This window comes from Ensifer sp. MJa1 (genome assembly GCF_037026475.1).
In the GTDB taxonomy this organism is placed as follows: Bacteria; Pseudomonadota; Alphaproteobacteria; order Rhizobiales; family Rhizobiaceae; genus Ensifer.
The window spans coordinates 24183-47693 of record NZ_JAKUMO010000027.1 but is presented as its reverse complement, the minus strand read 5'-3'; the positions used below and the strand labels follow the sequence as shown (position 1 = coordinate 47693).

Sequence of the window (23511 nt, the reverse complement as noted above, 5' to 3'; positions counted from 1 at the left end):
AGGGTAGAGGAATGAGCATGAAAGCAGCGGTAGGCGAAACGCTTCACCTGGGCGGCAGTCAAAGCGACGAGCGGCCGGTCGGCCGGTCGATGAAACGCGGCTTTCTCGGGCGCTGCCCAGCCTGTGGCAGCGGCAAGCTCTTTCGCGCTTACGTCAAGTCCGTGGACGCCTGTGCGGCCTGCGGCGAACGCATGGACCATCACCGCGCCGATGATTTTCCACCCTACATCGTCGTGACGATCGTCGGCCACCTCGTGCTTGCCGGCTACATGATGACCGACCTCATCCTGCCGCTGACCACATGGCAGCACCTGGCCATCTGGGCGCCGATCACCGTCGTCAGTTCCCTGGCGCTGCTGCAGCCCGTCAAGGGTGCCGTCATCGGCCTGCAGTGGGCGCTCAAGATGCATGGCTTCGGGGGCCACGAAGATGCGCCCGAAGACGTGCTACCCTCACGAGACGACAGGGCATGATGTCGCAGCGGAGCCCAGGCGACGAGGTCACGCGCCAACGTTCCGCAACCGTCAGACCACGCGATGCGGCATCCGTGATGCTGCTTGACCGCGACGGGGCACGGGTAAGGGTGCTGATGGGCCGGCGGCACAGCGCCCACGTCTTCATGCCCGATGTCTATGTCTTCCCGGGCGGGCGCCGCGATGCCGGGGACCATCGCCTCGGCTTTGCTTCCGATCTTCATCCGACCGTGCTGCGCGCCTTAAAGACGGCGGGCGGCCGCAACCTCACGGACGCCCGCGCCCGCGCGCTGGCATTGGCGGGCCTGCGCGAGCTCTACGAGGAGGCAGGCATCGCCGTCGGCAAGCCCTCGCCTGCGCAGGCAGCCCCAGTTCCGTTCCTTCCCGATCTCGCGAACTTGCGCTATATGGCACGGGCCATCACCCCTCCAGGCCACGCGAGGCGGTTCGACACGCGCTTCTTCGCCCTGTTTGTGGATGAGGCCGGCATCGACCCGACGCGTTTCCTGGACAGTCGGGAGCTTCAGGATTTGCAGTGGATCGATGTGGACGTTACTCCGTCGGTACGGATACCTGACATCACCGCCGTCATTCTGGCGGACCTCAAAAGCGGCCTTGATTCCGATCCGTCGCTTCCCTGTGAGCGTCCAGTGCCACTCTACACCACGCGCCGTGGGCGATTCGTCCGCACATTGCTCTAAGGACCCTCGTTAGATGTCACAGCCGTCGTCCGGTACAATTGCACCGGTTGAGGAAATTCACTGGCGATCGCTGATCGCGGCTGTTGCCGCCATCAGCGCCGTCGGCATCGCGATAGGGCTCGGGCTTCCGCTGCTCTCCATCATCATGGAAAAGCGCGGAATCTCGTCGACGCTCATCGGCCTCAACTCGGCGATGGCTGGCCTGGCGTCGATGGCGGCAGCGCCCTTCACCACCAAGTTCGCCCACCGGCACGGCGTCGCGCCAACCATGCTGTGGGCCGTGCTGCTTGCCGCTGTCAGCGCCTTCGGGTTCTACTACATCACCAACTTTTGGCTCTGGTTTCCGCTGCGTGTGGTGTTCCACGGTGCGATCACCGTGCTCTTCATCCTCTCGGAATTCTGGATCAACGCGACGGCCCCGCCGGCAAAGCGCGGCTTCGTGCTCGGCATCTACGGTACCGTGCTTTCACTCGGCTTTGCCACCGGTCCCTTGCTGTTCTCTATCCTCGGCAGCGAAGGCATTCTTCCCTTCGTCGTGGGCGCCGGCGTCATCCTGCTTGCGGCCGTTCCGATCTTCCTGGCGCGCGACGAAAGCCCCGTCATCGACGAGAAGCCAGAGCGCCATTTCATGCGCTATGTGTTCCTCGTGCCGACGGCGACCGCGGCGGTGTTCATCTTCGGCGCCGTCGAATCGGGCGGTCTTTCGCTGTTCCCGGTGTTCGGCACCCGATCCGGTTTTACCGAATCGCAGGCCGCGCTGCTTTTGACGGTGATGGGAATCGGCAACTTCATCTTCCAGATCCCGCTCGGCATGCTGTCCGACCGCGTGAAAGACCGCCGCACGCTCTTGTCGGCCATGACGGTGATTGGCCTGATCGGCGCGCTCTGTCTGCCGATGCTCGCCGAAAGCTGGTTCCTGATGGCGGTCGTGCTTTTGTTCTGGGGCGGTTGTGTTTCCGGGCTTTACACGGTTGGCCTTAGCCATCTGGGTTCACGGCTGCAGGGTGCAGACCTAGCTGCGGCAAACGCAGCCTTCGTGTTTTCCTATGCCGTCGGAACTGTTGCGGGACCTCAAGCCATCGGAGCAGCCATGGATGTCACCGGAAACAACGGCTTTGCCTGGGCAATTGCCGGCTTTTTCGGCCTCTATGTCGCGCTTTCCGTGGTCAGGATCGTTTTGAATCCAAAACGGCCTTGACTTTTCGGCCGCGATTTGTAGTTTCGCGCCAACCTTGCCCGTGGCCCGCAACCGGTTGTCCACGGCTTTCATTTTCATAAAGGCAGGACGACCATGGCAAAAGCCACCACCATCAAGATCAAGCTGCTGTCGACAGCCGACACGGGTTTCTTCTACGTCACCACCAAGAACAGCCGTACGATGACGGAAAAGATGACCAAGACCAAGTACGACCCGGTCGTCAAGAAGCACGTTGAATTCAAGGAAACCAAGATCAAGTAAGATCGAACGTTTCTGCGGAATTAAAGGGCGCCGACCTCCTGGGTCTGGCGCCCTTTCCTTTTTCGGCGCCGGCTACAGACTCGATCCCTCGCCGGACCTTGGCCATGCTCCGCCTCCCCTTCCCCGACGGGCCGTGCGCTTGCTTGCAGGCAGAATCAAAAACGCCGCCCCGAGCCGGGACGGCGTTTTTAAAAGGGGGTCGGCTGGCATCTGACTGCGGCACGAGGATTCCGCAGAGGTCAAAAGCCAACCGACCAACCCCACGACCCAGGAGATGCGGCGGACCTGAGCATCATGGGGTAACCAAAATCTCTGGAGGGGATGCCTCCTTGTTCATCAGCATCACCTGAAAATGGAAAAAAATCAACGAATTCTTAATGCGCAAAGCGGCGTCGCTCAGCACATGGTTAATTGTGTATCAGAGTAAGACAGGCGAAATGCATGGCAGCCGTTGCCACTCAAACTCCCCGGTAGCATCGGCCACGGCGAGAATACAACTTTAAATGCAACCTGCAAGAGGTGGCCCTGGCAAATCGCCGGGGGCCGGATCGGCAGCGGCCAGCCGGAGCTACGCTCAGGCCGCTGCGGCGACCACGCGATTGCGGCCCTCGTGTTTGGCCTGGTAGAGCGCAGTATCGGCCCGTTTCAAGAGAGCCTCCGCCGTGTCGCTGCCCGGCCTCAGGGTCGCAATGCCCATGGAGGCGGTTATCTTCAACGGCCCGTCTTCTTGTGCGATCGGGAAAGGCAAGCTTTCGATGATCGTGCGCAGGCGCTCGGCCACACCAGCCGCCATTTCTGCCGAAGTATCCGGCATCACCACGATAAACTCCTCGCCGCCGAAACGGCAGGCAAGGTCTGCGCCGCGCACCGTGGTGCGGATCCGGTTGGCAAATTCGCGCAGAACGTCATCTCCGACGTCATGGCCATAGGTATCGTTGACCTGCTTGAAACGGTCGATGTCCGTCATGCAGATGGACAACGGCCGGCCGCGCGCAGCCGCGCGATCCATCAGCAACTTCAGATGGGTATCGAAATAACGCCGGTTGTACATTCCGGTAAGGCCGTCGGTGACAGCCAGTTCAATGGTTTGCTGCACGCTCGCGCGCAGCCTGTCATTGCAGTGCTTGCGCCGGATCTGGGTCATCGACCGGGCGATCAGTTCATTCGGGTCGACCGGCCGCATCAAGTAGTCGGTCACGCCAAGGTCGAGCGCGCGCACCACCATCTCGTCGCTGCCCTGCTCCGCGATCAAAAGGATCGGAATGAAGCGTGTGCGCTCAAGGGAACGCAACTGCGAGCACAGCCGCAAGGGATCGTAGTCATCGAAGTTCGCGTTGACGATGACGAGATCAAAATTGTTCTCGGCAGCTTCGAAAAGTGCTGCTTGCGGATCGGAGATGACCGAGACATCGGCGATCGGCTTGAGGGCGCGCTGCAGGCGCTCCTGCGAAGAACCGCGGCCGTCGACGAGCAGGACGTTGCCGGGTTCGTCAGGACGATCGGCACGGCCAACATCCTCAAGGCCGATGGTCTGCGCCGTCTGGGCGCGCAGGCGCAGTTCGTCGCTCACGTTCTTCAGCCGTACGAGGCTCTTCACGCGCGACATCAGTTGCAGATCGTTGACGGGCTTCGTCAGGAAGTCGTCGGCGCCGGCCTTCAGGCCACGCACGCGATCCGACGGCTGGTCGAGTGCCGTCACCATGACAACGGGGATATGCGCCGTCTTCGGGCTCGCCTTCAACCGTTCGCAGACTTCAAATCCGTCAAGGCCCGGCATCATGATGTCGAGAAGAACGAGATCGATCGGCGTCTTCTCGCACAGCGCCAGCGCCGCGTACCCGTCATTGGCGGTCAACACATCGAAGTATTCGGCAAGGAGCCGGGCTTCGAGCAACTTCACATTGGCCGGCACATCATCGACAACAAGAATACGCGCAGTCATATCAATTTTTCCCGCCGCTCAGGCATCGCCCAGGTAGGTTTTGATCGTTTCTATGAACTTCGGTACGGAGATCGGTTTGGAAACATAGGCTTCGCATCCACCCTGGCGGATGCGCTCCTCGTCTCCCTTCATGGCAAAGGCGGTGACGGCGATGACCGGGATGACGTGCAATTCGTCGTCTTCCTTCAGCCATTTCGTCACTTCCAGGCCGGATACTTCCGGCAACTGGATATCCATCAGAATGAGATCGGGCCGGTGCTTGCGCGCAAGCTCGAGCGCCTCCATGCCGTTGCGCGTCTGGATCGTCGCATAGCCGGAGGCCTCAATCAGGTCGCGGAACAGCTTCATGTTCAGCTCGTTGTCTTCAACAATCATTACCTGTTTGGGCATGTCGATCCCTTGCTGTCCGTCGTCACCTTGCAAGTCTCCTCAGGACATTTAACTTGCGGAGCCGACGACTCGACCCATTTCCTCAACTTCAGAGATAGGCCTATTTGGTTGAAAAATAGGTAACTCCGGGCGTAAAAACCATACGGGGACGAACCAATGAAAAGTGCCGAAGAAATCGCCATCGACATTCTTGCCTGGCTCGCCGGAGAACCTGAGCTTTTGTCCCGCTTCCTGGCGCTGACCGGCACCGAGCCCGGCTCACTGCGAACGGCCATTGCTGAGCCCGGCTTCATGGGCGGCATCACCGCGTTTCTCATGGAGCATGAGCCGACGCTGCTTGCATTCTGCGAGGCGACCGGGACGGCACCGCAGGATGTTGTGCGCGCCCACATGGAGCTGTCAGGCCATTCCGGTTTTGAAGATTGAGCGCGCGGGATATGTCGACAGTCGGTCAGATCCAACTTCGCCCGCGACCACTGATCGTCAGCGACATCGATGAAGTCGTTCTCGAATTCATCAACCCCTTCAGAGCCTTTCTTGACAGCTGCGACCACGCTCTGCTTCCGCGTTCCTTCCGTCTGACCGGCAACATCGTCAACCGCACCGACGATCAACCGGTGACGGAGGCAGAGGTCAAAGCCCTTCTCGATGCCTTCTACGGTTCGCAGGATCGCTGGCAGACGCCGGCCGTCCAGGTGGTCGATACGCTCGCCGCACTGTCCGAAGAAGCTGACATCGTCTTTCTGACCGCAATGCCGCCGCATCATGCCGCCGTCCGGCGCGCTTTGCTCGATCGCCTCGGCCTTCCCTATCCGTTGCTTGCGACCGAGGAGCCGAAAGGACCGATCGTCCAAGAGCTGCACGCAGGGCGCGCCGTTCCGCTGGTCTTTGTCGATGATATCCTTCGCAACCTGCAGTCGGTCCAGCGTCATGTCCCGTCCTGCCTGCTGATCAACCTGATGGTTAACGTCGAGTTTCGCGCACTTGCGCCTGCGCCCGATCCCGGCATCCGCCTTGTTTCCAATTGGGCGGAGGCGGCCGCGGCCATTCGCGCCCATTTCGACAACTGACCCAATCGCGTTGATCATTGGCCCAAATCCAATCGCATCAACGGCCTGCTGTCCTTGCGACGCGCCAAGACTTCGAAGCCTGCGGCTTCAAACACGGATGTCGGACCGACCCATAGCGCAACCGACTTCGGTTGTTTGGCGTGGTCGATCGGACAGGCATCGAGATAGCGGGCGCCGCTCGCCCTGGCGAATGCGACCGCACCGCTTACAAGCTGATGACTAAGGCCCCTGCCCCTGAGCTTCGACTGCATGAACAGGCAGCTCAGCGCCCAAATCTTCGGATCGGTTGCCTCACGCTCCTCCAGTGGCCGCGCGACCGTGCGCGGCGAATTGAACTGCGGGATATCGTGGCGCGGACCAACCTGAACCCAAGCGACGGGCGCTCCCTCAAAATAGCCGAGGATGCCCGGCGGCGGCCCCAGGCCGATCCGCGTCCTGATAAAGGCCTTGTTCCCGGCTGCCGACATCGCCTTGCGCGCAGAATGTGGCAGGCGCAGCGCGGTGCACCAGCAACCGCCATAGGCGCCATTCGGCTCAAAAAGCCGCTCGAAATCCGCCCAGCGATCCTCCGTCACCGGTGTGAACTGGAGTGTGATTTCCAACCGCGCCTCCCTTGAGACTCGCTAGCCTAGAGCGTAAGGTCGCAATGTTCAACATTTGTTCCAGGCATGGTCGAAAGCGCTCCTCTCATTCCAGGTTTCTGCCGCGACTGCCTTAAGGAACAGGCAGCGTCCGTGCGGCGTTGCGTCGCTTGCGGCAGCCCGCGCATTCTGCGTCATGCGGAGCTCTATGATCTGACATTGGCTCACATCGATTGCGACGCGTTTTATGCGTCGATCGAGAAACGCGACAATCCCGAGCTTGCCGACAAGCCGGTGATCATCGGTGGGGGCAAACGCGGCGTGGTCTCCACCGCCTGCTACATTGCCCGCATCCATGGCGTGCGTTCGGCTATGCCGATGTTCAAGGCGCTGGAGGCCTGCCCGCAGGCGGTTGTCGTCAAACCCGACATGGAAAAATACGTCCGCGTCGGCCGCGAAGTGCGCATGCTGATGCAGGAACTGACACCGCTGGTGCAGCCGCTGTCGATCGACGAGGCCTTCCTGGAGTTGCGGGGCACTGCACGCCTGCACCACGATCCGCCGGCCCGTACGCTTGCCCGCTTCGCCCGCCGCGTCGAACAGGAGATCGGCATTACCGTTTCGGTTGGCCTCTCCTACTGCAAGTTCCTCGCCAAGGTCGCCTCCGATCTGCAGAAGCCACGCGGTTTCTCCGTCATCGGCCAAGCCGAGGCGCTGGACTTCCTGCGGGAAAAGCCGGTCACGCTCATCTGGGGGGTCGGCAAGGCCTTTGCCACGGCACTGGAGCGCGACGGGATCCGCACGATCGGCCAGTTGCAGACGATGGAGGAAGGCGACCTCATGCGCCGCTACGGCACGATGGGGCAGCGGCTCTTTCGCCTATCGCGCGGGCTCGACGAAAGGGCGGTCGAAATCGACGGTGAAGCCAAGAGTGTATCATCCGAAACCACCTTCAATGACGACCTTTCGCGGTACGACGACCTCGTCGTTCACCTCAGGCGGCTCAGCGAGCAGGTGGCGCATCGGTTGCGCAAATCTGAGCTCGCCGGCCAGACCGTCGTCCTGAAACTGAAAACGGCAGATTTCAAGCTGCGTACGCGTAACCGGCGTCTCGACAGTCCCACGCGGCTGGCAGACCGGATCTTCCGCACCGGCCTGCAGCTTCTGGAAAAGGAAACGGATGGCACGAAGTACCGGCTGATCGGCATCGGCGTCAGCGATCTCTCCAATCCGGATCTCGCCGACCCACCCGATCTGGTCGATCCGGCGGCAACGCGCCGCGCCGCGGCCGAAGACGCCATGAACAGGCTGCGCGACAAGTTCGGCAAGGCAAGCGTGGAGACCGGCTACACGTTTGGGACCAGGAAACGCGATCCCTGAGACCTTGCGCCAACAGCCCGCCCACGCGCTTGGTCCGCTCGGATCACGCAAGCTTGATGAACCCCACACGGCACCTGGATGAATTCCTTAAAGTTTGCAGACTAGGCTCGAGCGCCAAGTCACGTGTTGGGTTGAGTGTATGGTATCGCGTTTCGCTCTCACCGCCAGCTTCGTTGCTCTGCTGTTGTCACCGGCCACCGGGTTTGCAGGCAGTCGCGGGCCGCTACAGATCATTGTGTCGAAAGACCAGCAGTCGCTCGTCGTCTATGACGGCGACGCGGTGATTGCGACGTCGCCTGTGTCGACCGGCAAGGCCGGGCATACGACGCCATCAGGCATCTTCTCGATCCTGGAAAAGCGGCGCCACCATAAGTCGAACATCTATTCGAACGCGCCAATGCCGTTCATGCAGCGGCTGACCTGGTCGGGCATCGCGCTGCACGGATCAAACCACGTGCCGGATTACCCGGCCTCGCATGGCTGCGTGCGGCTTCCGGGCAGCTTTGCCGCTACGCTCTACAAGATGACCGAGCGTGGTGTGCATGTGCTGATCTCCGACCGCCAGATAACACCAAGCGAGGTGAAAAGCGCCCTGCTCTTCCGACCGGCGCCGACGGAAGCCCTGCCGCCGCTTTCCGACGTGCCGCTTCGGCCAGCCATCAGCCAGGTCGGCGATGCGCCCGTCGAAATCGCCATGACAGAACCGCCAGGCGGCGCGACCGGTACGGCCACAGCCCTGGGCGAACCCATCCGCATCCTGATCACGCGCAGTGACGCGCGCGACGGCATGCGCGAGGTGCAAACATCGCTAGAGGCTCTCGGCTATGGGCCCGGGACGATCGACGGCCACGCCGGGCCCGCGACGATTGCAGCACTCAAAGCATTTCAGGCGAGCGAGGGCCTTGAGAGCGACGGCAAGCTGACGCCGGAGCTGACCGAGCGGCTCCTGCGCAAAGCGGGACGCACGCCGCCGCAGAACGGCAAGTTGCTCGTGCGGCAGGGATTCAAGCCGCTCTTTGAGGCAGGCCTCACCATCGACAAGCCGGAAGAGGCGCTTGGAACGCATTTTCTGCAGTTCCGGCACAATGAAGAGGAAGGCGCTGAAGGCAAGTGGTTCGGCGCCTCGCTCGAAAATCACCTGACCGCTTCGACAATGAAGCGGCTTGGCATCACCATCGACGCCGACCCCTTTGCGTTTAACGGCATACAGCGCACGCTGGCGCGACTGACGATAGCGGACGATGTTCGCAGGCGGGTCGAAGATCTCCTGACTGAAGGGTCGTCGCTGTCGATCGCCGATATGGATAGCGGACTGGAAACCGGCCAGGGCACCGATTTCATCACCATCACGCGGCCTCGTCCCGCTGGCTGATGCCGAGCAGGGCAAGTGCTCGGCGCGGTTCTCCTTCCCTGGCAATTGAATCACCACGCTCGCCGGTCTTTCGCCGGCGAGACGAAACGGTGACGTTGCGGGACGCGATCAGACCAGTTCGACGTCGACCACGCCCGGTGCTGAACGGAGCGCTGCGGCGATCTCCGGCGAGATCCGGAACTTCTCGCTGAGCTCGACCTCGATTTCGCGCTGGCCATTGTCCTTGATGACGACGAAGGAAACGAGACCGTCACCCCGGGTGTTGAGATGGGAGGCGATCGACTTCAGCGGGCCGGAATCGCGCACGTAGACCCGCAGGGCCTTCTGCAGCTGTAGCGATTCCTCTTCGAGTGAGCGCAGCGTCTGGATGCGCAGGCCAATGCCTTCCGGCCGCTCCTCGGCGGCAACCGTCATGACCAGCGATTTGCCCGGCTCGAGCAGGTCGCGATACTGGTGCAGCATCTCGGAAAACAGCACCGCTTCGAACTGGCCGGAAGAATCCGAGAAAGCGACGATGCCCATCTTGTTGCCCGTGCGGGTCTTGCGCTCCTGCTTGGAGGTCACGGTGCCGGCGAGCCGTCCGGCGGTCGCCCCTTTTTTGACCGCGCCGGCAAAATCGCCAAAGGTTTGCACGCGCATCTTGGCGAGCAACGCATTGTAGGTGTCGAGCGGGTGAGCGGAGAGGTAGAAGCCGAGCACCTGGAACTCGCGGTGCAGCTTCTCCGAAGCGAGCCAGGGCGTATAGGTCGGAAGCGCGATGCGTTCCGGCCCGGTGGCAGCCCCCGCGCCGAACATGTCGCTCTGGCCGCTCGTCTTGTTTTCCTGGGCACGCTGGGCAAAGCCGAGGATACGGTCGAGGCCGCCGACCAGCTCCGCCCGGTCATAGCCGAAACAATCGAAGGCGCCGGCGGCAATCAGGCTTTCGAAGACGCGACGATTGAGAAGCTTCGGATCAATCCTCAGGCAGAAGTCTTCGAGGCTCGCAAAGGTGCGGTCCCCACGAACTTCGACGATGTGCTCGACCGCCGATTCACCGACGCCCTTGATGGCGGCAAGCGAATAGTAGATCCGATTCTCACCCGTCTGGAACTGCCGGAACGAGGTCTGCACCGATGGTGCGATCACCTGGATGCCGAGGCGATTGGCATCCTGGCGGAAATCGTTGACCTTTTCCGTGTTGGACATGTCGAGCGTCATCGACGCGGCCAGGAACTCGACCGGATAATGCGCCTTCATAAAGGCGGTCTGGTAGGAGACGATGGCGTAGGCTGCGGCGTGCGACTTGTTGAAGCCGTAGTTGGCGAACTTGGCGAGCAGGTCGAAAATCAGGTCGGCCTGCGGCTTCGACACCTCGTTCTTCACGGCGCCGTCGACGAAACGGGCACGCTGCTTGTCCATTTCCTCCTTGATCTTCTTACCCATGGCGCGGCGCAGAAGGTCGGCCTCGCCGAGCGAGTAGCCCGAGAGCACCTGGGCGATCTGCATCACCTGTTCCTGGTAGACAATAACGCCCTGTGTTTCCTTCAGCAGATGGTCGATCTTCGGATGGATCGACTCGATCTCCTCTTCGCCATGCTTGCGGGCGTTATAGACAGGGATGTTCTCCATCGGGCCCGGACGATAGAGCGCCACCAGCGCGATGATGTCCTCGATGCAGTCGGGCCGCATGCCGATCAGCGCCTTGCGCATGCCGGCACTTTCCACCTGGAACACGCCAACCGTTTCGCCGCGTGACAGCATCTCGTAGGTCTTCTCATCGTCGAGCGGAATGCTCGCCAGGTCGACCTCGATGCCGCGCTGCCTGACGAATTCGACCGCGACCTTCAGCACGGTCAGGGTCTTCAGGCCGAGGAAGTCGAACTTGACGAGGCCCGCCTGCTCCACCCACTTCATGTTGAACTGAGTGACCGGCATGTCCGATCGCGGATCGCGATACATCGGCACGAGCTGCGACAGCGGCCGGTCGCCGATCACGATGCCGGCGGCATGGGTCGAGGCGTGGCGATAGAGACCTTCGATCTTCTGGGCGATATCAAGAAGGCGTGCGACGACCGGCTCCTTCTCCGCCTCTTCCTGCAGGCGCGGCTCCTCCTCGATCGCCTTGGAGAGCGGCGTCGGGTTGGCCGGATTGTTGGGCACCAGCTTGCAGATCTTGTCGACCTGGCCATAGGGCATTTCCAGCACGCGGCCGACGTCGCGCAGGGCCGCGCGCGCCTGCAGCGAACCGAAGGTGATGATCTGCGCCACCTGCTCGCGGCCATACTTGCGCTGGACGTAGCGGATCACCTCTTCACGTCGATCCTGGCAGAAGTCGATATCGAAGTCGGGCATCGAGACGCGCTCGGGATTGAGGAAGCGCTCGAACAGCAGCGAGAAGCGCATCGGATCGACGTCGGTGATCGTCAGCGCATAGGCAACGAGCGAGCCCGCGCCCGAACCGCGGCCCGGGCCGACGGGAATGTCATGCTGCTTTGCCCATTTGATGAAGTCGGCAACGATCAGGAAGTAGCCGGGGAACTTCATGCGCTCGATAACGCTGAGCTCGAAGGCCAGCCGCTCACGATAGTCCTGTTCGCTGTAGCCGGTCGCCATGCCAAGCCGAGCCAGACGTTCCTCGAGCCCCTCCTCCGCCTGGCGGCGCAGTTCGTTTGCCTCGGCGCGCTCGGCCTCCTCCGGATCCGCGGTGGCTCCGGTGAACCGCGGCAGGATCGGCCCGCGGGTCTTCAGCATGAAGGAGCAACGCCGGGCAATCTCGACGGTGTTTTGCAACGCCTCGGGCAGGTCGGCAAACAGCGCCGCCATTTCCTTGCGGCTCTTCAGGTAATGATCGGGCGTCAGACGGAAGCGGCTGTCGTCCGAGACCATGGCATTGTGCGCAACTGCCATCAGCGCGTCATGCGCCTCATAGTCGGACGGCGACGGGAAGAAGGCTTCGTTGGTGGCCACCAGCGGAACATCGAACTTGTAGGCAAGGTCGATCATCCGGCTTTCATGGCGGCGATCGTAGCCACCATGGCGCTGCAGCTCGATATAGAGTCGGTCGCCGAAAAGATCATGCAGGGCTTCAAGGCGCGCCTCGGCCAAGGCCGTCGATCCCGCCTTAAGAGCCATGTCCACAGGGCCAGTGGACGCGCCAGTCAGCGCGATCAAGCCCTCGGTACCGCATTCGGCCAGCCAGGAGCGAGTGATCCGCGTCGCCTGGCTGCCCTCGCCACTGAGATAGGCGCGGCTCACCAGGTCCACGAGCCGAGTGTATCCATCGTCGGTGGCTGCAATCAGCACGATCGCCGGAAGCTTGGCGAGCTGTTGCGCATGACCGCGCCGATCGCCTTCCGTCTCATCCTCCATGTCGATGGAAAGCTGGCAGCCGGTAAGCGGCTGCAACCCGTCACTGGCCGCCTTCTGCGAGAACTCGAGCGCGGCGAATAGATTGTTGGTGTCGGCGATCCCGATCGCCGGCTGATCGTCGGCAACGGCCTTGCCGATAACCTTCTTCAAGGGCAGCGCGCCCTCGAGCAACGAGAAGGCCGAGTGGACACGCAGATGCACAAACTGCGGATCCGTGCCGAGCGCCTCACTCGATACTGTCTTGCCGTCGTCTGCCATTGTCGCACCCTGATTCCTGTCTGGCTGGCAGGATATCCCGCTTATCACCCGACATGTCCAGTTTCACCTGACATGTCATCCCGTTATTCAACCGGGGAAAGGCAGTTGCGGAGGTGCTTGGGATGAATGTCGGCGCCCGCCTCAGAGGCCGAGCGCAATGAAGGAGATGCTTGCGATGAACAGGCCCATCGAAGTGAAGGCGGCGAGGTCACGAACAAAATCAGTCATAACATGGCTCCTTTTCCGTTATGTTTTTACTTTGTTCCATTTTTGTTCTCTCGTCAAGCGACCCACAGGCGTTCTATTCACGATGGTTAACCCGGTGGGCGAACGCAGGTTAATCAATGAGGAAGCCGCTTGAGGAAAGCGCCGCGCCCGCCTATCAAGAGGAACAACCACGTGGAGTGTTTCGACATGCCTACACGCCGCCTGCTTCTCCCGATGCTGTTCCTGCTCCCGACCTTTGCCTCCGCGGCAGAAGCGATCGATCCAGCCCACATTGTTTCGGCCACGACCGGCGACTGGAACAAGGACGGCGACGCGGACCTTGCCTTGATCGTGCGTCCCGCCGACGGAAGTGACGAGGACAACGGCATCTATCTTTATCTCGCGGGTAAGAATGGCGCCCTGGAGCTGAAGTCGGCGATCCCGAACAAGGTCTGGGGCCGCGTCGAGGTTGCCGGACAGACGCCGTCGATCGAGGCGCTGCCGAGCGGTTCCTTGCTGATCATCAGCCACAACGATTCGGTCGGGCGCGACCGCTGGGAGCAGAAACTGACGGTCGCCTATCGCAATTTCGAGTTCGTCGTCGCAGGCTATACCTACTCGTCCTACGATACGCTCGATCCCGACAACACCGCGCAGTGCGACCTCAACGTTTTGACGGGCAAAGGCAATTCCAACGACAAGCCCGTCGCCACCAAGGGCGAACTCGTTCTTCTCAAGGACTGGAACGACGACCGCGGCCAGAAGGCGTGCGTCCTGCAATAATCAATCACCTGTTCGCTTTTTGTTCTTTACAGAAGCCATGGATCACGCCATCTTCTTTCGGAACATAAGAGGAACGATCATGATCGCGCTCGAACGCCTCAAGGACTTCATCGTCGAAGCCAAAGCGAACACCTATGTCGGCGACGGCATGCCACGCCCTTCGTCCCGCCCGGGCTCACACGATATCGGCTATGAGAAAGACAACTGGCGCTATCTCGACAGCTACTTCGGCGGAACTGACTTCGCCGGACAGGAGGCCGTGTGGCTGGATGGAGAACCGCATTGGGCGATGAACTATTTTGGCCGCATCATCCGTCCCGATCTTATCAATGCTGAGAAGGCCGGAGTGGTCATCAAGGCAGCGCTGCAGGCAATGTATCGCGAGAAGCGCCATTTTCTCGGCGGCATGGAGTTGCGACACGCCCACGGCTATTATATCGATAGCAGCCGCGGTGACACCGGCCACTTTTCAGGCCACGAGACGATCTTCGTCGATGGCGAGGAAGCCTACGAACTGGAATATCGCGGCGGTCTGATCAAACGCTGAACACAGTTTCGAGAAGTGGCCCCGAGCCCGGAAGCAGCCTTACGGAAAGCAGCACTGGGACAACCAAGCGCTTGCTTCCGCGGCCGCGGCAATGTCACTTCAACTCGATGACCTTGCCGTCTTCGATCGTCACGCGGCGATCCATCAGACCGGCCAGTTCATGATTGTGCGTCGCGATCAAGGCGGCCAAGCCGGACTGGCGGGCAAGCGCTTCCAGCGCCTCGAAGACGTAACCGGCGGTTTCCGGATCGAGGTTTCCGGTCGGCTCGTCGGCAAGCAGCACGAGCGGCGCATTGGCGACCGCACGCGCGATCGCGACACGCTGCTGCTCACCGCCGGAAAGCTCCGCCGGGCGGTGGTCGGCGCGGTGGCCGATGCGCATGTAATCGAGCAGAGCCTTTGCCCGTTCCGAGGCTTCCTTCTTCGGCAGCCCGCCGATCAGCTGCGGCATCATGATGTTCTCAAGCGCCGTGAACTCCGGAAGCAGGTGGTGAAACTGATAGACGAAGCCGATCTCATTGCGGCGGATCGCAGTCCGCCGGTCGTCGTTGAGGTCGCCGCAGGAAACGCCGTTGACCAGCACCTCACCGCCATCGGGACGTTCCAAGAGACCGGCGACATGCAACAAGGTCGACTTTCCGGTCCCTGAAGGAGCGACCAGCGCTACGGTCTCACCGCTTCTCAGCGTGAAATCCGCGCCCTTGAGAATGGAAAGATACGTCTCGCCCTCGCCATAGTGTCGCTCGACGCCGGAAAGCTGCAGTGCCACGCGCGCATTCATTCAGCTGTTGTCCTTGTCATTCGTAACGCAGGGCCTGCACCGGATCGAGGCGCGAGGCACGCCAGGCGGGGAAGATCGTGGCGAGGAAGGAAAGGGTGAGCGCCATGACGATGACGAGCGCGGTCTCGTCGGCGTTCATGTCCGCCGGCAGCTGGCTCAGGAAATAGAGCTCGGGGCTGAACAGCGTCGTTCCGGAAATCCAGGAGAAGAACTGCCGGATGGATTCGATGTTCAGGCAGACGACGACGCCGAGCGCCACGCCCGCGACCGTTCCGGCAACGCCGATCGCGGCACCCGTCATGAAGAAGATACGCATCACCGACCCCGACGTCGCGCCCATTGTTCGCAGGATCGCAATGTCGCTGCCCTTGTCCTTCACCAGCATGATCAGGCCGGAAATGATGTTCAGCGCCGCGACCAGAACGATCAGCGTCAGGATCATGAACATCACGTTGCGCTCGACTTCAAGCGCGGAAAAGAAGGTCTTGTTGCGATCACGCCAGTCGGTGATGAAAATCTGTCGCCCCGCAGCATCCTCGATCGGCTGGCGCAATTCGTCGACCACATCCGGGTGCTCGACGAAGAGCTCGATCGATTGCACAAGTCCTTCCGCATTGAAGAACAGTTGCGCCTCTTCAAGCGGCATGAAGATGATCGTCGCGTCGTATTCCGACATCCCGATCTCGTAGATCGCCGAAACGGTATAGGCCTTGACCCGCGGGTTCATGCCGAGCGGCGTCACGTCGCCGTTGGGCGACGTCAAGGTGATCGTCCCACCAACACGGATGCCGAGCTGTTCGGCCATGCGCGAGCCGATCGCCACACCGGAGCCAGAGGCAAAGCCGACGAGATCGCCGGACTGGACATGGTCGGAGACCGATCCCATCTTGCTCAGATCGTCGGCGCGAATGCCACGCACGAGCGCGCCCGTCGAGCTGTCGCCGATGCCCTGCGCCAAGACCTGGCCCTCGACCATCGGGATCGCCATCGTGACGCCCTTGACGCCCGAGAACTTGGTCGCCAGTTCCGCATAGTTATTGAGCGGGCCATCGATCGGCTGGACGATCATATGACCGTTGATGCCGAGGATGCGGGAAATGAGCTCGGTACGGAAGCCGTTCATCACGGCCATGACGATGATCAGCGTCGCGACGCCGAGCATGATGCCGATGAAGGAGAAGCCGGCGATCACCGAGATAAAGGCTTCCTTGCGCCTCGAACGCAGGTAGCGCCAGGCCACCATGCGCTCGAAGGCGGAAAAGGGACGGCTGGAGGACTTTTCAGGCTGCACTGCGGCCTGCACCTGATCTTGCACCACGGCGGTCATCCTGCCTTCCCTCGCCTCATTACTTCGTTGCGATCAGCTTGTTGATCGCAGCTTCGACCGTCATGGTCTCGCGCTCGCCGGTCTTGCGATCCTTGAGCTCGACTTCGCCATTGGCGATCGAGCGCGGACCGACGATCACCTGCACCGGCACGCCGATCAGATCGGCCGTTGCGAACTTCGCACCGGCACGGTCGTCGCGATCGTCGAGAAGCACGTCGAATCCGGCATTGCCAAGCTTCGAGTAGAGCGCCTCGCAGGCGCCGTCGCAAGCCGCGTCGCCCGCTTTCATGTTGATGATCACGGCATCGAAGGGAGCGATAGACTTTGGCCAGATGATGCCATTGTCGTCATGCGAGGCTTCGATGATCGCCGGTACGAGGCGGGTCGGGCCGATGCCGTAGGAGCCCATGTGCACCGCATGTTCCTTGCCATCCGGGCCAAGAACCTTGGCGCCCATGGCTTCGGAATACTTGGTGCCGAAATAGAAGATGTGGCCGACTTCGATGCCGCGCGCCGACAGACGGTCGCCTTCGGCCACCGCATTGAAGGCAGCCTCGTCGTGCATCTCCGACGTTGCGGCATAGCGCGAGGTCCACTTGTCGAAGATCGCCTTCAGGCCGGCGACATCGTCGAAGTTCGTGTCTTCGCCGGGAATGTCGAAGCCGAGGAAGTCCTTGTGGCAGAACACTTCGGATTCGCCGGTGTCGGCAAGGATGATGAACTCGTGGCTGAGGTTGCCGCCGATCGGGCCAGTGTCGGCACGCATCGGAATGGCGCGAAGGCCCATACGCGCGAAAGTGCGCAGATAGGCGGCGAACATGCGGTTATAGGCGTGTTCGGCCCCTTCCCGATCGAGATCGAAGGAATAGGCGTCCTTCATCAGGAACTCGCGCGAGCGCATGGTGCCGAAGCGCGGACGGATCTCGTCACGGAACTTCAGCTGGATATGATAGAGATTGAGCGGCAGATCACGGTAGGACTTCACGTAGGAACGGAAGACGTCGGTGATCATTTCCTCATTCGTCGGGCCGTAGAGCATCGGCCGGTCCTGGCGATCCTTGATGCGCAGCATTTCCTTGCCGTAGGCATCGTAGCGGCCGCTCTCCTGCCAAAGCTCGGCAGACTGCAGCGTCGGCATCAAGAGTTCGACGGCGCCCGAACGGTTCTGTTCCTCGCGAATGATGCCGTTGACCTTGTCGAGAACGCGCTTGCCCAGTGGCAGCCAGGTGTAGATGCCCGAAGACTGCTGCCGGATCATGCCCGTGCGGAGCATGAGGCGGTGGGAAACGATTTCCGCTTCCTTGGGATTTTCCTTCAGGATGGGCATGAAAAAGCGGGACAGGCGCATGACGGGTTCCAGAGTTGACGAACGTCGCACTATCGGCGGATTCGGGCAAAATGACGTTGAGCTCGGTCGCCGGCTTCGCCAATAGACAGGCAAGGGCGACCGTCGCTTCTCGGGTCGGCTCATGTTTTCCACCGCCGGCATCGGTCAGCGGGAACCTCAATGAGCCTTGCGTTCATAGCTGCTTCGCAAGCGGATGAAAACCCTGCACGCGGCCGTTGCCGCACAGTTCATAGCCACTGAAATTGAGGGGAAAGGGCCGCGTCATTCCTGCGGCAAAAGAGCACGGTAGTAACAGGATTGCGACAGGAATTGTCAACGGGAATATTTTACCCGACTGTAGCAAAAATGCAAAAAAACAGGATGACAGCGCCCAATGTTTGGGCTAATTTCGGCTCACAAAACAGGCATGAAGACTAAATTCTTGCCGACTTTCGCGGTCAAGTCTTGGGAGGATAAGATCTTAGGCGCGCTTAGTCGCTGCCGCCGGAAACGGATTAGGATCACGCGAAACTTGAAAAACAAGGCTTTTAGCCTTGTTTTTTTTTGCTTTTCACCAACCTTGGCAGTCGCGAAGCAGTATTCGTTTCTTGAACTATGTCAATTTGGCGGCGGTCAATCCAGGAATTGCCCTGGTTCTTGCCGCCGCTCGATGAAAGGGCAGTCGACAGGGCGAAAATACCCTCGAGAACTTTGGGCTTTGGTTCCCTCAACGTTTTTGCTCAACCGGCGCGCAACGAAGAGACTAGACCGATATCGTCGGCCAAAACGCTCAATAGAACTTGGGGTAGAACCGCGGGATGGAGTCAATGCCGTAACCAAGGCGCACGGAAACGACGTACCAGGCGAGCTGAATGACTGCAGCGATGATGGTGGTCAGAACCACGACCCGCTTTGCGTTGAACTTTGCCGGAGCGCTTTCAACACTTCCCGGCACGACGCTGTTTTCTTCGGCCTGCGTGCGCACTCCCAATGGCAGGACTGCAAAAAGCGTTATCCACCAGATGATGAAGTAGATCGCGAAGATCGAAAAAATCGGCATTTCAAACTCCCGGTGAAGACGCTCTGCCAAACGGCCACGGGCCGTTTCGCCGCGACATTCTGCCCGCCTTATACCGCCGTCGGCCGCATCACACAAACGGCCATCGCGCGGTCAACTGTCACACCTGTTCAAGCTCGATCAGGGTGCCCTGAAAATCTTTGGGGTGCAGAAAAAGCACCGGCTTTCCGTGTGCGCCGATTTTGGGCTCGCCGTCGCCGAGCACCCGTGCACCGGCGGTCTTGAGCGCGTCCCGCGCCGACAGGATATCTTCAACTTCGTAGCAGATGTGGTGCATCCCGCCCGACGGGTTCTTTGCCAGAAAGGCCGCAATCGGCGACCCCTCACCGAGCGGTTCCAGTAGTTCGACCTTGGTGTTGGCAAGCGTGACGAACACGACGGTCACGCCGTGTTCGGGCAAGGCCTGCGGCGCGGTCACCGACGCTCCAAGCGTCGAGCGGTAGCTTTCCGAAGCCGAAGCGAGATCCGGCACGGCGATGGCGATGTGGTTCACTCTTCCAAGCATTGCAATCCTCCCGCTACGGGTGAACTCCCGTGGCCATACCGCTTACAGGGCCGGGTAGTGGCAGCCAATCAGACTTTGGTGACAAAGGCCGTCACGATCGGCTTCTTGCCCCAGATCTGGTTGGCGGTGCTGCGAACGGCGCGGCGGACGGCCTCCTGCAGCATCGCCAGATCCTTGCGTTTCGCGCGCGGGATGCTCTCGACAGCGCCGAGCACGGCATCATAGAGCGTATCCTCCATATCCTCGCCCTCGTCGTCGAACTCCGGCAGGCCGATCGCCACGATGTCCGGATCGCCGAGGAAATCGTAGCGGCTGTCGAGAACGACGTTGACGGCAACATGGCCCGCGAAAGACAGCTTGCGGCGCTCGCCGATGCCCATCTCCTCGAAATCGCCAATCAGCGATCCGTCCTTGTAGATCCGGCCATGCGGCGCTTCGTCGACGACCTCTGCCGGACCTGGCGCAAGCCGCAGCATCTGTCCGTTCCTGAGACGCGGAACGCTGCCGATGCCCGATTGCACGCCGAGTTCCGCATGCGCCGTCAGATGCGCGGCCTCGCCGTGAACCGGAACGAGAATCTGCGGCCGCAGCCACTGGTACATCTGCTGCAGTTCGGTGCGCCGCGGATGACCAGATACGTGCACCAACGCTTCATTGTCGGTAATGATGTGGATGCCCTGCTCGACCAGGCCGTTCTTGATATCGTTGATCGCCTTCTCGTTGCCCGGGATCGTGCGCGAGGAAAAGACAACCGTATCGCCGGCCGAGAAGGCCACATTGCGCATCTCGTCGCGCGCGATCTTGGCAAGGGCAGCCCGCGGCTCGCCCTGGCTGCCGGTCAGGATGACCACGACCTTGTCGCGCGGAACGTAGCCGAACTCGTCTTCGGCAAGGAAAGGCTTGATCCCTTCCATCAGCCCCAGATCCTGAGCAACGGCAACAACACGGCGCATCGAGCTGCCGAGCAGCAGCACGTCCCGCCCCGCCTCTTCCGCGGCTTCAGCGATCGAGCGGATGCGGCCGACATTCGACGAGAAGGTGGTGATCGCGACGCGGCCTTCGGCATTGGCGATGATCTTTGCCAGGCTCGCGGAAACCTCCTGCTCGGAAGGCGAAACGCCGTCACGCAGTGCGTTGGTGGAATCGCAGACAAGCGCCAGCACGCCCTCTTCGCCGATCTGGCGGAATCGATTTTCGTCGGTCAATGGTCCGAGCGACGGATGCAGGTCGATCTTCCAGTCACCGGTATGAACGACGGTGCCGAGCGGTGTGCGGATGATCAGCGACATCGGTTCGGGGATCGAGTGGTTGACCCCGACCGCTTCGATCTCGAAGGGACCCACATTGATGCGGTTGCCCTGCTTGAAGATCGTCACCGGTATTTCGCCGCGGCTCTTTTCGAAATCGCGTTTGGCTTCAAGCATGCCAGCGGTGAAGGGCGAAGCGTAGACCGGGACGTTCAGACCCGGCCACAGATCATTCAAGCCCCCGTAGTGATCCTCGTGAGCGTGGGTGATGATGATCGCCTTGAGATTACGGCGCTCTTCGGCGAGGAAGCCTATATCGGGCAGGACAAGCTCGACGCCCGGAAGCTCCGGGCCCGGGAAGGTTACGCCGCAATCGACCATGATCCATTGGCGGTTTCCGGGCCGTCCGTAGCCGTAAAGGCCGAGGTTCATACCGATTTCGCCGACGCCGCCGAGCGGCAAGAACACCAGTTCTTCTTCTTGCGCCATATCGTGGTGCGCCCTTATCTCAAAAATTATCCGAAAAATACGTCGCCGGCGGCGATCGCCTGCATCGTGCCCGAGCCGGTGTCGAGCATCAATCGTCCGGCTTCATCAATACCGGCAAAGCGGCCCGAAAGCGACCGGTCCGGCAAATTCACGGTTATCGTTTCACCAATGCCACGGGCCGCTGCCCGCCATTGCTCGATCGTTTGAGCGATGCCCTGCCCCCGATCCCAAAGCGCCAACGTCTCAGCCATCGTCAGAAACAGCCGCGCGAACAATTCGTCCGGCGAGACCGAAGCACCTTCTTTGGCGAGCGATGTCACGGGATAAAGCGCTTCGTCAGGCTGGACGGCAATGTTGATGCCGCAACCGATGACAAGCGCCCGGCGGCCGTCTGACAGCATTTCGCCTTCAAGCAGGATGCCGCAGGTCTTCTTGCCGTCGATCAGAATGTCGTTCGGCCATTTGATTTCCACCGGAGCCGTACCCGGCGGCATCACCTGGCGGACCGCCCGGTGCACGGCAACGGCAACGGCAAGCGGCAACGAGTGCAGATGCTCGGCGGGTGCCGGATCGATGAGCAGAAGAGAGGCGTAGAGATTGCCGGGCTCCGAAAACCAGGCGCGGCCGCGGCGGCCGCGACCACCCGTCTGGCGGACAGCCGTGACCCAGAGATTGCCCTGGTCACCCTGGCGCGCACGCGCCAGGCATTCGCTGTTTGTCGACCCGACCGCATGGAGAGCGACGTGCCGGAAATCGTCGAGCGAGATTCGGCCGCCGCTTTCAGGGGCGATCAAAAGAAGGTCCGCGCCGCGACTTCAGCGGCACTTCCAAGCGGACCACCGATCAGGACGTATCCGAGAACGAACAGGCCCGACAGACCAAACACCAGGCGCAGTTCGCCAGCCGTACGGGCGAATTCACCCTTGGCATCGTCGAACCACATCACCTTGATGACGCGTAGATAGTAGTAGGCGCCGACGACAGATGCGAGAACACCGATGATGGCCAGTGCATAGAGCTGCGCTTCGATCGCCGCCATGAACACGAAGTACTTCCCGAAGAAACCGGCCATCGGCGGAATGCCGGCGAGCGAGAACATCAGGATGGTGAGCACAGTCGCCATGAAGGGGTTGGTCTGCGACAGGCCGGCGAGATCGTCGACGTTTTCGACGTTTTCGCCCTCCTTGCGCCGCATCGCCAGGATGCAGGCAAAGGTGCCGAGCGTCATGACCATGTAGATGAGCATGTAGAGCAGAACGCCGCGCACGCCAGCCATCGAACCGGCGGCAAGGCCAACCAGTGCGTAGCCCATGTGGCCAATCGAAGAATAGGCCATCAGGCGCTTGATGTTCTTCTGCCCGATTGCGGCGAAGGAACCGAGCAGCATCGAGGCGATCGAGATGAAGACGATGATCTGCTGCCAGTCGGCGACCACGGGCTCGAAGGCGTTGATGACGATGCGCACGAGGATCGCCATGGCGGCAACCTTCGGCGCGGCGGCGAAGAAGGCGGTGACCGGGGTCGGTGCGCCCTCGTACACGTCAGGCGTCCACATGTGGAACGGCACGGCCGAGATCTTGAACGCAAGGCCGGCAAGCACGAAGACGAGGCCGAAGATCAGGCCGAGGGAACGGCCCTCAGCCGTAAGAGCGGCAGCGATCTCGGTGAAGCCGGTGTGGCCGGTGAAGCCGTAGACCAGCGACATGCCATAGAGCAGCATGCCGGAGGACAGGGCGCCGAGCACGAAGTACTTCAGGCCAGCTTCCGTCGAGCGGATGCTGTCGCGGTTTATCGCGGCAACGACGTAGAGCGCCAGCGACTGCAGTTCCAGCGAGAGGTAGAGCGAGATCAGGTCGTTGGCCGAGATCATCAAGAGCATGCCGAGCGTCGCCAGGACCAGGAGCACCGGGAACTCGAAGCGATCGATCTGGGCGGAGCGCGCATGGCCGACCGTCATCACCAGGGCGGTGATCGAGCCGATCAATGCCAACACCTTCATGAACTTGGCGAAGGGGTCGGAGAGGAATGCGCCGCCATAGGCCGAGCCTTCACCGGTCTTCAGCACGAGCCACAGACCGGCAATGATCAGTACCGCAACCGCAAGGCCGGTGACGGTCGACGCCGATTTTTCGCCGGCAAACACGCCGATCATCAGCAATGCCATCGCGCCGACCGCGAGGATCAACTCGGGGATCGAGAGTTGCAGGCTTGCAAGGAGAGTTTCAGCAGTCATGTCCAATCACGTC

General features: G+C 61.2%; 22 protein-coding genes. 10 read left to right on the top strand and 12 right to left on the bottom strand.

Features of this window, described 5'->3' with window-relative positions; translation table 11 throughout:
• Window positions 1-17: 17 nt before the first annotated feature.
• From MKZ91_RS27090 to rpmG, 4 genes are all read left to right on the top strand, one after another.
• A complete protein-coding gene (locus tag MKZ91_RS27090; RefSeq protein WP_336174134.1) occupies window positions 18-473 on the top strand; it encodes a DUF983 domain-containing protein in 456 nt (151 codons plus the stop codon).
• On the top strand, window positions 470-1174 hold the full coding sequence (locus MKZ91_RS27085) for an NUDIX hydrolase (RefSeq protein WP_336174133.1): 705 nt from the start codon (window positions 470-472) through the stop codon (window positions 1172-1174). Before MKZ91_RS27090 ends, MKZ91_RS27085 begins: the two co-directional genes overlap by 4 nt.
• Window positions 1175-1187: 13 nt before the next feature.
• A complete protein-coding gene (locus tag MKZ91_RS27080; RefSeq protein ID WP_336174132.1) occupies window positions 1188-2372 on the top strand; it encodes an MFS transporter in 1185 nt (394 codons plus the stop codon).
• 93 nt (window positions 2373-2465) lie between these two features.
• A complete protein-coding gene (gene rpmG / locus MKZ91_RS27075) occupies window positions 2466-2633 on the top strand; it encodes a 50S ribosomal protein L33 (protein WP_034795357.1) in 168 nt (55 codons plus the stop codon).
• A gap of 574 nt (window positions 2634-3207) precedes the next feature.
• Here the strand turns inward: rpmG and MKZ91_RS27070 are convergent.
• Window positions 3208-4575: a PleD family two-component system response regulator gene (locus MKZ91_RS27070; protein ID WP_336174131.1), complete on the bottom strand. Its 1368-nt coding sequence runs from the start codon at window positions 4573-4575 to the stop codon at window positions 3208-3210.
• A gap of 18 nt (window positions 4576-4593) precedes the next feature.
• Window positions 4594-4965, bottom strand: a complete 372-nt coding sequence (locus tag MKZ91_RS27065) for a response regulator (protein WP_003537642.1) — start codon at window positions 4963-4965, stop codon at window positions 4594-4596.
• Between the two features lie 156 nt (window positions 4966-5121).
• Here MKZ91_RS27065 and MKZ91_RS27060 point away from each other — a divergent pair, with 156 nt between their 5' ends.
• Window positions 5122-5391 carry a DUF3572 domain-containing protein gene (locus tag MKZ91_RS27060; protein ID WP_336174130.1) on the top strand — a complete coding sequence of 90 codons (270 nt, stop codon included), beginning with the start codon at window positions 5122-5124 and terminating at the stop codon, window positions 5389-5391.
• An 11-nt stretch (window positions 5392-5402) separates the two neighbouring features.
• On the top strand, window positions 5403-6035 hold the full coding sequence (locus tag MKZ91_RS27055) for a hypothetical protein (RefSeq protein WP_336174129.1): 633 nt from the start codon (window positions 5403-5405) through the stop codon (window positions 6033-6035).
• A gap of 14 nt (window positions 6036-6049) precedes the next feature.
• Here MKZ91_RS27055 and MKZ91_RS27050 read toward each other — a convergent pair whose 3' ends face one another.
• Window positions 6050-6637, bottom strand: coding sequence for a GNAT family N-acetyltransferase (locus tag MKZ91_RS27050; RefSeq protein ID WP_336174128.1), 588 nt, complete (start codon window positions 6635-6637; stop codon window positions 6050-6052).
• A 66-nt stretch (window positions 6638-6703) separates the two neighbouring features.
• Here MKZ91_RS27050 and MKZ91_RS27045 point away from each other — a divergent pair, with 66 nt between their 5' ends.
• Together MKZ91_RS27045 and MKZ91_RS27040 are read left to right on the top strand one after the other, a co-directional pair.
• Window positions 6704-7996 carry a DNA polymerase IV gene (locus MKZ91_RS27045; protein WP_336174127.1) on the top strand — a complete coding sequence of 431 codons (1293 nt, stop codon included), beginning with the start codon at window positions 6704-6706 and terminating at the stop codon, window positions 7994-7996.
• 139 nt (window positions 7997-8135) lie between these two features.
• Window positions 8136-9368 carry a L,D-transpeptidase family protein gene (locus MKZ91_RS27040; protein WP_336174125.1) on the top strand — a complete coding sequence of 411 codons (1233 nt, stop codon included), beginning with the start codon at window positions 8136-8138 and terminating at the stop codon, window positions 9366-9368.
• Between the two features lie 108 nt (window positions 9369-9476).
• Here MKZ91_RS27040 and dnaE read toward each other — a convergent pair whose 3' ends face one another.
• Window positions 9477-12974: a DNA polymerase III subunit alpha gene (gene dnaE / locus MKZ91_RS27035; protein WP_336174124.1), complete on the bottom strand. Its 3498-nt coding sequence runs from the start codon at window positions 12972-12974 to the stop codon at window positions 9477-9479.
• A 414-nt stretch (window positions 12975-13388) separates the two neighbouring features.
• Here dnaE and MKZ91_RS27030 point away from each other — a divergent pair, with 414 nt between their 5' ends.
• Both MKZ91_RS27030 and MKZ91_RS27025 read left to right on the top strand, forming a co-directional pair.
• On the top strand, window positions 13389-13964 hold the full coding sequence (locus tag MKZ91_RS27030; RefSeq protein ID WP_336174123.1) for a hypothetical protein: 576 nt from the start codon (window positions 13389-13391) through the stop codon (window positions 13962-13964).
• 79 nt (window positions 13965-14043) lie between these two features.
• On the top strand, window positions 14044-14511 hold the full coding sequence (locus MKZ91_RS27025; protein ID WP_336174122.1) for a DUF5680 domain-containing protein: 468 nt from the start codon (window positions 14044-14046) through the stop codon (window positions 14509-14511).
• A gap of 94 nt (window positions 14512-14605) precedes the next feature.
• Here the strand turns inward: MKZ91_RS27025 and MKZ91_RS27020 are convergent, their stop codons facing one another.
• From MKZ91_RS27020 to nuoN, 8 genes are all read right to left on the bottom strand, one after another.
• Window positions 14606-15292 (bottom strand): ABC transporter ATP-binding protein, encoded by a 687-nt coding sequence (locus tag MKZ91_RS27020; RefSeq protein ID WP_336174121.1) that lies wholly within the window; start codon window positions 15290-15292, stop codon window positions 14606-14608.
• 16 nt (window positions 15293-15308) lie between these two features.
• Entirely contained in the window at window positions 15309-16619 is a 1311-nt protein-coding gene (locus tag MKZ91_RS27015) for a lipoprotein-releasing ABC transporter permease subunit (RefSeq protein ID WP_336174120.1), read from the bottom strand.
• 19 nt (window positions 16620-16638) lie between these two features.
• The gene (proS, locus tag MKZ91_RS27010; protein WP_336174119.1) at window positions 16639-17967 is read right to left on the bottom strand and encodes a proline--tRNA ligase; all 1329 of its coding nucleotides are present in this window, start codon (window positions 17965-17967) and stop codon (window positions 16639-16641) included.
• A gap of 769 nt (window positions 17968-18736) precedes the next feature.
• On the bottom strand, window positions 18737-19006 hold the full coding sequence (locus MKZ91_RS27005; RefSeq protein WP_336174118.1) for a DUF1467 family protein: 270 nt from the start codon (window positions 19004-19006) through the stop codon (window positions 18737-18739).
• Window positions 19007-19124: 118 nt separating this feature from the next.
• The gene (gene mce, locus MKZ91_RS27000) at window positions 19125-19529 is read right to left on the bottom strand and encodes a methylmalonyl-CoA epimerase (protein WP_336174117.1); all 405 of its coding nucleotides are present in this window, start codon (window positions 19527-19529) and stop codon (window positions 19125-19127) included.
• Window positions 19530-19597: 68 nt separating this feature from the next.
• Complete coding sequence (locus tag MKZ91_RS26995) at window positions 19598-21265, bottom strand: ribonuclease J (RefSeq protein WP_336174116.1); 1668 nt, start codon at window positions 21263-21265, stop codon at window positions 19598-19600.
• 26 nt (window positions 21266-21291) lie between these two features.
• Window positions 21292-22056: a biotin--[acetyl-CoA-carboxylase] ligase gene (locus MKZ91_RS26990; protein WP_336174162.1), complete on the bottom strand. Its 765-nt coding sequence runs from the start codon at window positions 22054-22056 to the stop codon at window positions 21292-21294.
• On the bottom strand, window positions 22056-23498 hold the full coding sequence (gene nuoN / locus MKZ91_RS26985; protein WP_336174115.1) for an NADH-quinone oxidoreductase subunit NuoN: 1443 nt from the start codon (window positions 23496-23498) through the stop codon (window positions 22056-22058). Before nuoN ends, MKZ91_RS26990 begins: the two co-directional genes overlap by 1 nt.
• Between the last annotated feature and the right edge of the window lie 13 nt (window positions 23499-23511).

Excerpts from the sequence above, each read along its gene's own strand:
- MKZ91_RS27090 (WP_336174134.1), top strand. The coding sequence starts at position 18 with ATGAAAGCAGCGGTAGGCGAAACGCTTCACCTGGGCGGCAGTCAAAGC.
- MKZ91_RS27085 (WP_336174133.1), top strand. The coding sequence starts at position 470 with ATGATGTCGCAGCGGAGCCCAGGCGACGAGGTCACGCGCCAACGTTCC.
- MKZ91_RS27080 (WP_336174132.1), top strand. The coding sequence starts at position 1,188 with ATGTCACAGCCGTCGTCCGGTACAATTGCACCGGTTGAGGAAATTCAC.
- rpmG (WP_034795357.1), top strand. The coding sequence starts at position 2,466 with ATGGCAAAAGCCACCACCATCAAGATCAAGCTGCTGTCGACAGCCGAC.
- MKZ91_RS27070 (WP_336174131.1), bottom strand. The coding sequence starts at position 4,575 with ATGACTGCGCGTATTCTTGTTGTCGATGATGTGCCGGCCAATGTGAAG.
- MKZ91_RS27065 (WP_003537642.1), bottom strand. The coding sequence starts at position 4,965 with ATGCCCAAACAGGTAATGATTGTTGAAGACAACGAGCTGAACATGAAG.
- MKZ91_RS27060 (WP_336174130.1), top strand. The coding sequence starts at position 5,122 with ATGAAAAGTGCCGAAGAAATCGCCATCGACATTCTTGCCTGGCTCGCC.
- MKZ91_RS27055 (WP_336174129.1), top strand. The coding sequence starts at position 5,403 with ATGTCGACAGTCGGTCAGATCCAACTTCGCCCGCGACCACTGATCGTC.
- MKZ91_RS27045 (WP_336174127.1), top strand. The coding sequence starts at position 6,704 with ATGGTCGAAAGCGCTCCTCTCATTCCAGGTTTCTGCCGCGACTGCCTT.
- MKZ91_RS27040 (WP_336174125.1), top strand. The coding sequence starts at position 8,136 with ATGGTATCGCGTTTCGCTCTCACCGCCAGCTTCGTTGCTCTGCTGTTG.
- dnaE (WP_336174124.1), bottom strand. The coding sequence starts at position 12,974 with ATGGCAGACGACGGCAAGACAGTATCGAGTGAGGCGCTCGGCACGGAT.
- MKZ91_RS27030 (WP_336174123.1), top strand. The coding sequence starts at position 13,389 with ATGCCTACACGCCGCCTGCTTCTCCCGATGCTGTTCCTGCTCCCGACC.
- MKZ91_RS27025 (WP_336174122.1), top strand. The coding sequence starts at position 14,044 with ATGATCGCGCTCGAACGCCTCAAGGACTTCATCGTCGAAGCCAAAGCG.
- MKZ91_RS27020 (WP_336174121.1), bottom strand. The coding sequence starts at position 15,292 with ATGAATGCGCGCGTGGCACTGCAGCTTTCCGGCGTCGAGCGACACTAT.
- MKZ91_RS27015 (WP_336174120.1), bottom strand. The coding sequence starts at position 16,619 with ATGACCGCCGTGGTGCAAGATCAGGTGCAGGCCGCAGTGCAGCCTGAA.
- proS (WP_336174119.1), bottom strand. The coding sequence starts at position 17,967 with ATGCGCCTGTCCCGCTTTTTCATGCCCATCCTGAAGGAAAATCCCAAG.
- MKZ91_RS27005 (WP_336174118.1), bottom strand. The coding sequence starts at position 19,006 with ATGCCGATTTTTTCGATCTTCGCGATCTACTTCATCATCTGGTGGATA.
- mce (WP_336174117.1), bottom strand. The coding sequence starts at position 19,529 with ATGCTTGGAAGAGTGAACCACATCGCCATCGCCGTGCCGGATCTCGCT.
- MKZ91_RS26995 (WP_336174116.1), bottom strand. The coding sequence starts at position 21,265 with ATGGCGCAAGAAGAAGAACTGGTGTTCTTGCCGCTCGGCGGCGTCGGC.
- nuoN (WP_336174115.1), bottom strand. The coding sequence starts at position 23,498 with ATGACTGCTGAAACTCTCCTTGCAAGCCTGCAACTCTCGATCCCCGAG.